Origin of the sequence: Proteiniphilum sp. UBA5463, from assembly GCF_002427225.1 — a bacterium.
Lineage (GTDB): Bacteria > Bacteroidota > Bacteroidia > Bacteroidales > Dysgonomonadaceae > Proteiniphilum > Proteiniphilum propionicum.
The window spans coordinates 39,049-46,249 of the sequence record NZ_DIQL01000052.1; the positions used below are offsets into that span (position 1 = coordinate 39,049).

Sequence of the window (7,201 nt, forward strand, 5' to 3'; positions counted from 1 at the left end):
TTATCTGGAATCAGCGGTTTGTATACTTAACAGGCTGATATACAAAAAGCAGTTTCATAAACAACTGTTTTTGTCAGGTGGGTTCAAGATTGTTTTTTTAATGTTAGTTCCCCTGCATTCCAGTAAAGGGCCTGATTGCGCTGACAACTCTCGTAACTTAACAGAGCTGGTGCGCTGGATCGTACACCGAAAAGTACATCAGCGGTCAGCTGTTGATTATTTTTTATCCCGTCAAAGAAGTTCAGGAAGTGGTGGTAATGTCCTCCTCTGTATTCCTCTTCTGCCTGATATAAGTACTCTCGCGACGATATTTTCTGAACTTTTTGGAGATATCCTCCAACCTCTTCCCGAATGTCTGCTTTTTTTTCATCAATATCGTAGGTAGTTTTGAGTCTCACCTCATTCCAGCCTACCTCAAGTGAGCCAAGTGAACCATTTATACGGAAGTTGGTACTCCCCCATTTATTGGAAATACCATCCACATAATTAGCTCCCAATGAAAGCGTGAATGCTCCCATGTTGTTCCTGTCGGGATAATCGAAATAACCGAGCATTATATCCGGTGTATCACGTGATCCATCGGTATAGTGATGAATACCTCCGGTAGTATATATTTTTTCGGGCCCTAACGCATCCATGATGTAATGAACACTTGAGATAACATGTACAAACAAATCTCCCGCAATTGTTGTACCATAGTCTTTCCAGTTGCGCCATGCAAAAAATCGCTGGGCATCGAAAGACCTTTTGGGTGCATTTCCAAGGAATCTTTCCCACCAAATTGTTTGTGGGTTGGCACTTTCTGGAGCATTAAATGAATTAAGTACACGGGGACCACCGGTAAACTGACCGTCGATAAGATTCACTTTACCAACAATGCCTTTCTTAATCAGAATTTTAGCTGTCTTATTGCCCACAGAAGCCATTCCCTGACTTCCTATCTGAAAATATGTTTTATTTTTCTGCTGAGCTGCTACCAGTTTTTTCCCCTCACCCAATTTATGGATGACCGGTTTTTCACAATACACATGTTTACCGGCATTCATAGCCTCAATTGCAATCGGCTGGTGCCAGTGATCCGGTGTGGCAATGATCACTGCATCCAAATGTTTCAAAGCCAATATCTCACGGTAATCCTTTGTAATAAACAGATCATTACCCCATTGTCTCTTAGCCTCTTCCAAACGTTGATCGTATAAATCACAAACAGCGACCAATTTCACGCCGCCGACAGATAAAGCAGTCCTCGTATCAGAGGTTCCCATACCACCCTTTCCTATCAGAGCAATATTGATAAAAGAGTTGGGTGATACCGACCTATTCACCTCTTTGGCTAATTTACCCCCTGCTGCCGAGAGCAATGAGGAAGCTGAATTAATAGCTACAGTGCTTATAGCCATTTTCCTTAAAAATTCACGTCTGTTTTGCATATTTGTTTTATCAAGTCATTAATGATTAAAATTTACTCATGTTTCGAACTTCCCTCAAACAATTGACAGGGAAATAGAAGGAAAATGAATTATTCTCTATATCTCTGTGATAGATGATTTTATATTTTAAAATTTCTCAATCGTCCTTGGCCATAACCGAAGATCACAGTGCCAAGATCATGGCTTCTGCTTTGGTGTTGGCAAGTATCTTTTCAAATAGGTCATCGGTATCCAATTCCAACACTTCACATACAGAGCAGGCCAACTCGATAAACAGCCCACAACAAAGGCTTGTCAAGCGTCTCTCCGAGTACCTCTGCGTTCATTGACCGATAAAGTGCCCCTTTCAACTCGTAGTTATCATACCGGAAACGCAGTGTCAACAATTAGCGGTGTAGGGGTCCTTTATACACTTGCCTGTTTTCGACAAGGTGGTGTCATCGAGGATCAGGTAACGGGATGAGGTATCATCTACATCCTGTCTTTCGAAGTCACCTTCAGAAAACGATGCACGAAATGCCACATAAGCATCCGCCAGCATATAAAGGGATTGTTCTTTAGGCTATAGAACAAGTCCTTGCCCTTGGAGGTGCCTTCACCTGTGGGGCTGTTCAGATAGGAATTGACCGTCTTGTCTGAACTGGCCACCATGGAGGCCAATATGGCCAGGACCATTTTAAAGTCATATCCCCGAGTCTTTAACCATTTGAACCGGGAAAGGTCTTCGCTTATCTTCAACGCCTTGAAACGGCTGAAAATATCTTCCACGAAAACCCTGGTAGGGGTAAAGTCCGCTTTCAACTCTTGAATCTTTTTAATATCTTTGTCCTGCAACATATTTAAATGGTTTGTCTCCATCGCTATGATAATCATTCCCTATGATATATTAGCTAAAATATACTGCTATTTTATCTCTAATCCTATAATCATCAACTTTATTTTTAACTGAGAAACATCAGTTATTAATAGGAATAAAACAACCATGAAGCTCCAGCACATAGAAGACGGCGGGCAGGTGTTCTACATGAAGCGGCTCGAGTAAGGCTCTCTGCCGGAACAATAATTGGTATGTCCTCTTTTTTTGCAGAAATAGCCATTTTACCACTTCACTGATGTCAAGTAGCCATAACAACTCTGGCCGACATCAAACTGCTTATAAAACCTAATAGAATTTACTCCAATAAACTTTTCTCGTTTCTCCATGCCACAAAGGTAGCACTGCTTTTTAATTAGTGCGCTCTATGCGCCTATACCGATTTAAACAGTTTCTTCGTTAACTGAAGTTAGTTTTTATGAAAGGAAGATGTTTGGAAAAGAGATCCCTTTCCAAACACTTCCATTTCCATGCCTTTTCAATCTATTCTTCCCCAAACACATTAAATTCGGCTATATCACATTGTGCCCCGTTTTTAGTAGGAACAAAAAAGTCACTAATTACAAATTTGATGTATCGTGCCGAAGATCCATTCTGGGTGAAAGTGTGTGTACGTGGCGTATTGCTGCTAACACTCCAATCGGACAACTTCGTCCAAGTGACATTATCATTACTGATCTCAAAATAGCCATTTTTAATGTTTCCTCTCCAAGCGTCGTTGGTGGGCTTAGTAAAACTAATTTTGTATATCTTATACGCACTCTTCATGTCGAAGATAAAATAATAAGGAAGCGGTTTGGGATCATCCCATTTCGATCCCCAGAAAGTGGTTGTATTCCCATCGAGCATTTTTTCTGGAATACGATTAAGACCTACATACTGGGGTTCCTCACTGATACATGAATTCCAATCAATAATTTTCCAATTTGTGCGGTCGAGAAAGTGGGGATTTAATCCAACAATTATTGGTATTTCTGCATTTATAGAAGGGTTACTATTAAGTGAAACAGTAACTATAGCTGAACCAATACCAACCGGATCAATTTCGCCATCTTTCACTTTCACAATGGATTCATCGGAAGATTTCCAAACGAGAGAAGAATCTCTAACTGCGTAGTCTGACGGCACTATAATGGGAATTACACTTTCTTTTTTATTCAGCGTCAAAACCAGACCACCCTCCACTTGAATGGCAGTTATAGGATTCTCCAAAACTTCAACGGGAATAACCTTCTTTACAGATGGTTTATCCGCAACAGTGACTGTGATTTCCGCATTTCCGTAATAAACGGGTGTTACTATTCCATTCTCATCAACTGTCACAATGTTTTTATCTGAAGATTCCCAAATGATGTTGAAAGGAATTTTCTCATTGTAATTCGATGGTATAGGACTTGCTGCCAATACTATTGTTTTTCCCATTAGTATTGGGAGAGCGTCTACAATTGTAAGATTCGCTTTATTGGACACTGAAATCCCTTCAATCGGCAAACTTTTTATCACATCTACAGGTATCGATTTTTTTAGACCTTCACTACTTGTTATATTAATAAAGCATGCACCATCACTGATCGCACGTACCAATCCTGTTGAACTAACCGTAGCCACTAAAGCGTCGGTAGTTTCCCATGTAAAAGTCTGATTTGTGGGACTTGCAGTAATTTGAAACTCCTCGCCTTCTATCAGTTCTATTGTAGAATTGGTGGTGTAAATAGTATATTCTACATCTCTTTCCGGACCATAGCTACAAGCTGAAAGCATCAACAAACCGGCAAAAATGAATGCTGCCAGATATAAAATTCTATTCATATTTTTTAAGCTTTTATCAGTTTTTAATTTGTCATTTATCTTCTATTCGGATCAACCTTTCTTCCACTTCTCTCCATCCTGTATAGCTTCCATTGCTATTCTTAAGTCGAAAACGGTAGTTCAAATAGAAAACTTTCTGCTTACTTGTGCCTTGTAAAAGATCAGGGACATATCTATTGTAACCATTTACTTTATCAAGCATTTCAACTTCCATAGACCCATAAGGAGTAACCAAAAGTGTATTGTCTTCCTTTATCTGTACCACAACCGATAGTCTCTCAATGTCGGCAACGGAAGTACTACTTCCATAGGTTTCGTTTCCAATAAACATCCTAACCTTATCCTTTTCAAGAGGTTGCACTAACTTTGTACCACTCAGTACAGTGGTAGGATTGGTCATGGTTCCACTTTTTGCATAATAAGTGGGCACTAATTGTTCGGCATAATCATTTTCAATGGCTACACGGAATAGGACATCACTTTTCTCCGGATTCACATCATAGTTTGAAACACTTTTTATTTTCAGAGGAATGAAATAAATTGAATCCGGGGACAAACCTAACGCGCGGACTTTCACCGGCATTCTTACATAATGATAATCCGAATTCGCAGGTAGTGTTACCGAATATGAATCAATTGTGTATCTTTCTGCGGGTAATAATTTGGCATACTCGCTCTGATAATTGTAGTTCAGACTGTTAAACTTATCTAACATCGCCGGGTTGGGTTCGAGGGTTACCGTGATATCCTTTTCATTGGTGTTTGAACCTCCGGTTCCTATGGTAATATACCTGACAGGTTCTTCTTTATTGAGTGAATAGGATGCGGCATAAACATTTTCCGACCCACTTAACAAATAAACCAACGTCTTATATTGTTCTTCCTGATAGATGATGTCAGTGTTGCAACCGGCTATACTAAGTGCCATGATGCAGGTAATAAATATGGATAATGATATTTTCATATGACTAAAATTTTTTTTCAATTCTCATTAACGTTGATATCCCGGATTCTGATCCATCGAAGGGGATTTTCTTACCTCGTTCAATTCAATGGGAACGAGAATCAACTTTTTATCCACCACTCTGTTTCTAGCTACTGTCTGATTAACAGGGACAATATTATAAAATGCTAAGCCATCAGCATCCATGTCCATACCTTGAATGGGTTCTCTTTCCGTAATTTCGTATTTACCCCAGCGCCGCACGTCCCAAAAACGAGCATTTTCGTGAAGTAATTCCACCATCCGTTCGCGTTCTATCAAAGCTTGCATGGTTTCTTTAGAAGCAAGTTCAGCATCCGTAAGTCCGGGTAATCCAGCCCTAAAGCGAACCATATTGAAATAATAACGCATTTCTTCTATATTCCTTGATAGTTGATAATTTTGGATGGTATGAGTAGTTGTCAGATTATTTAAAGCTTCCACATAAGCGAGTAAGATCTCCGCATACCGGATTATGGGATATGCCTTCTCTAACCGACGGGAATTTTCGTAACCTGTTCCTTGTCCTGGAGCTCCCCATGAATCTTCAGGATGCACAAATTTTTTCAACGAATACCCTGTTGTATTCACGTTGTATGGTAGATTTCGGGTAGAATTTTTGCCGGCATTACCATTCAGGTTATACCAAAATTGGACATTTCTTTTGCTTAAGTTTGAAGTAGAAAGCATTGGCCAAAATGCTCCGCTGAATCCGATGCTGGCATAGAACCTCAATTCGCGGTTTACATACATTTTATGGACATTCCCTTTTAACTTATAGCCTGAAAAATTCAGATCGGTTCCATTATTCCATATACCATCGGTGGAGTAAGGATATCTTTCGCTTGAATTTTCGATAGTTCGTCCGTCTGCCATCAAATAGGCATCAATTACTTTTTGAGGTACTGCTACAGTGCCAAATCCATTATATGTTTCATAGGGAAAAGCGTGTCTCGAATAATTTTCTAAGCCGGATGATCTCTGCGCCCACAGGTACTCAGGATTACGCGCAAACGGCGATTCTCCTGTAAACATATCCGCATATGACCGGAACGGGTCAATATCTCCTGCACCCAACGGAAAACTATGCTGCGATACATTATCTGGCAGGGGAGCAGTATCCGGCATTTTTTTAACGGTATGTAAAGCATAGATATTCATATCTATAATACGCTTGCTAACTGCAGCAGCCTGAGCCCATTTACGTTCGTCGTATGTTTGTGAGACATAATTTACATTATCAATTGATCTTTTCCACGTTCCGTACGTTCTGCGAGCAGCCAATCCTCCATTCCAGAGCGGACTTGCCTGAATTAACCGCAGACGGGCACTCAGTCCCAGTGCAGACCCGGCAGAAGGACGTCCAAAAAAACTGGGTGTAATTTCTACCGGCATGAGGTCTGCTGATCGTTCCAATTCACCGCAAACATAATCCACCGATTCATCGAAAGTTGCTCTCGGACGGTCATAATAATCTGCCGTTTCATTTGTTTCCAATACGTCATCGCCTAATATCACAATGGGACCATAATACATGATCAATCGGTAATAGGCATAGGCGCGCATAAAATAGAGATAGCCCATAAGTTCATCCTTTTCCTGTCCGTTCAGGTCGCGTGCCTTGTCTATATTTTTAAGTATCGTATTGACTTTGCGAACAATGATATACATACTGTTCCAAATATTAAACGACCTGAGATTGGTAGGAGTTATGTTTCCCTGTACAAAATCTAATGAGGTATAGTCGGAAACCATTATCGAAAATGCTTCATCGCACGCATACGAACCAAGTTTGTCAAATTTGTACCCTTCATCAGGAAACATAGAGGCAATATTCCACGTATAACGTTCCAGATTCGTTTTATTTACAAAAATTGAATCATATTTAAATGCTTCTTCAAAATTATCGGCAATATCAAGATAGTTGCAAGATGACATAGTTATGATGATCGTGAAGGCGCAAATTATTGTATGCTTGAATATATTTTTCATTCTTTTTTATTTTAAAAGTTAAGGTAAAGTTGTAGCGTGTATCTCGCTGGTATCGGATTATAATTACCCCCGAATCCTAGACAACAAGAATCATTAAAAAATAATATTAATTTT

Annotated in this window: 5 protein-coding genes; all 5 read right to left on the bottom strand. The window is 39.8% G+C overall.

Going from position 1 to position 7,201, the window contains the following annotated elements; translation table 11 throughout:
- Window positions 1–83: 83 nt before the first annotated feature.
- Complete coding sequence (locus B3B27_RS08835; protein WP_286847286.1) at window positions 84–1,430, bottom strand: Gfo/Idh/MocA family protein; 1,347 nt, start codon at window positions 1,428–1,430, stop codon at window positions 84–86.
- Between the two features lie 471 nt (window positions 1,431–1,901).
- The gene (locus B3B27_RS08840; protein WP_286847288.1) at window positions 1,902–2,303 is read right to left on the bottom strand and encodes a hypothetical protein; all 402 of its coding nucleotides are present in this window, start codon (window positions 2,301–2,303) and stop codon (window positions 1,902–1,904) included.
- A gap of 484 nt (window positions 2,304–2,787) precedes the next feature.
- Window positions 2,788–4,113: an Ig-like domain-containing protein gene (locus B3B27_RS08845; protein WP_286847290.1), complete on the bottom strand. Its 1,326-nt coding sequence runs from the start codon at window positions 4,111–4,113 to the stop codon at window positions 2,788–2,790.
- A 31-nt stretch (window positions 4,114–4,144) separates the two neighbouring features.
- A complete protein-coding gene (locus B3B27_RS08850; RefSeq protein ID WP_286847292.1) occupies window positions 4,145–5,077 on the bottom strand; it encodes a BT_3987 domain-containing protein in 933 nt (310 codons plus the stop codon).
- 27 nt (window positions 5,078–5,104) lie between these two features.
- Window positions 5,105–7,087 (bottom strand): RagB/SusD family nutrient uptake outer membrane protein, encoded by a 1,983-nt coding sequence (locus B3B27_RS08855; RefSeq protein ID WP_286847294.1) that lies wholly within the window; start codon window positions 7,085–7,087, stop codon window positions 5,105–5,107.
- Between the last annotated feature and the right edge of the window lie 114 nt (window positions 7,088–7,201).

Excerpts from the sequence above, each read along its gene's own strand:
- B3B27_RS08835 (WP_286847286.1), bottom strand. The coding sequence starts at position 1,430 with ATGCAAAACAGACGTGAATTTTTAAGGAAAATGGCTATAAGCACTGTA.
- B3B27_RS08840 (WP_286847288.1), bottom strand. The coding sequence starts at position 2,303 with ATGATTATCATAGCGATGGAGACAAACCATTTAAATATGTTGCAGGAC.
- B3B27_RS08845 (WP_286847290.1), bottom strand. The coding sequence starts at position 4,113 with ATGAATAGAATTTTATATCTGGCAGCATTCATTTTTGCCGGTTTGTTG.
- B3B27_RS08850 (WP_286847292.1), bottom strand. The coding sequence starts at position 5,077 with ATGAAAATATCATTATCCATATTTATTACCTGCATCATGGCACTTAGT.
- B3B27_RS08855 (WP_286847294.1), bottom strand. The coding sequence starts at position 7,087 with ATGAAAAATATATTCAAGCATACAATAATTTGCGCCTTCACGATCATC.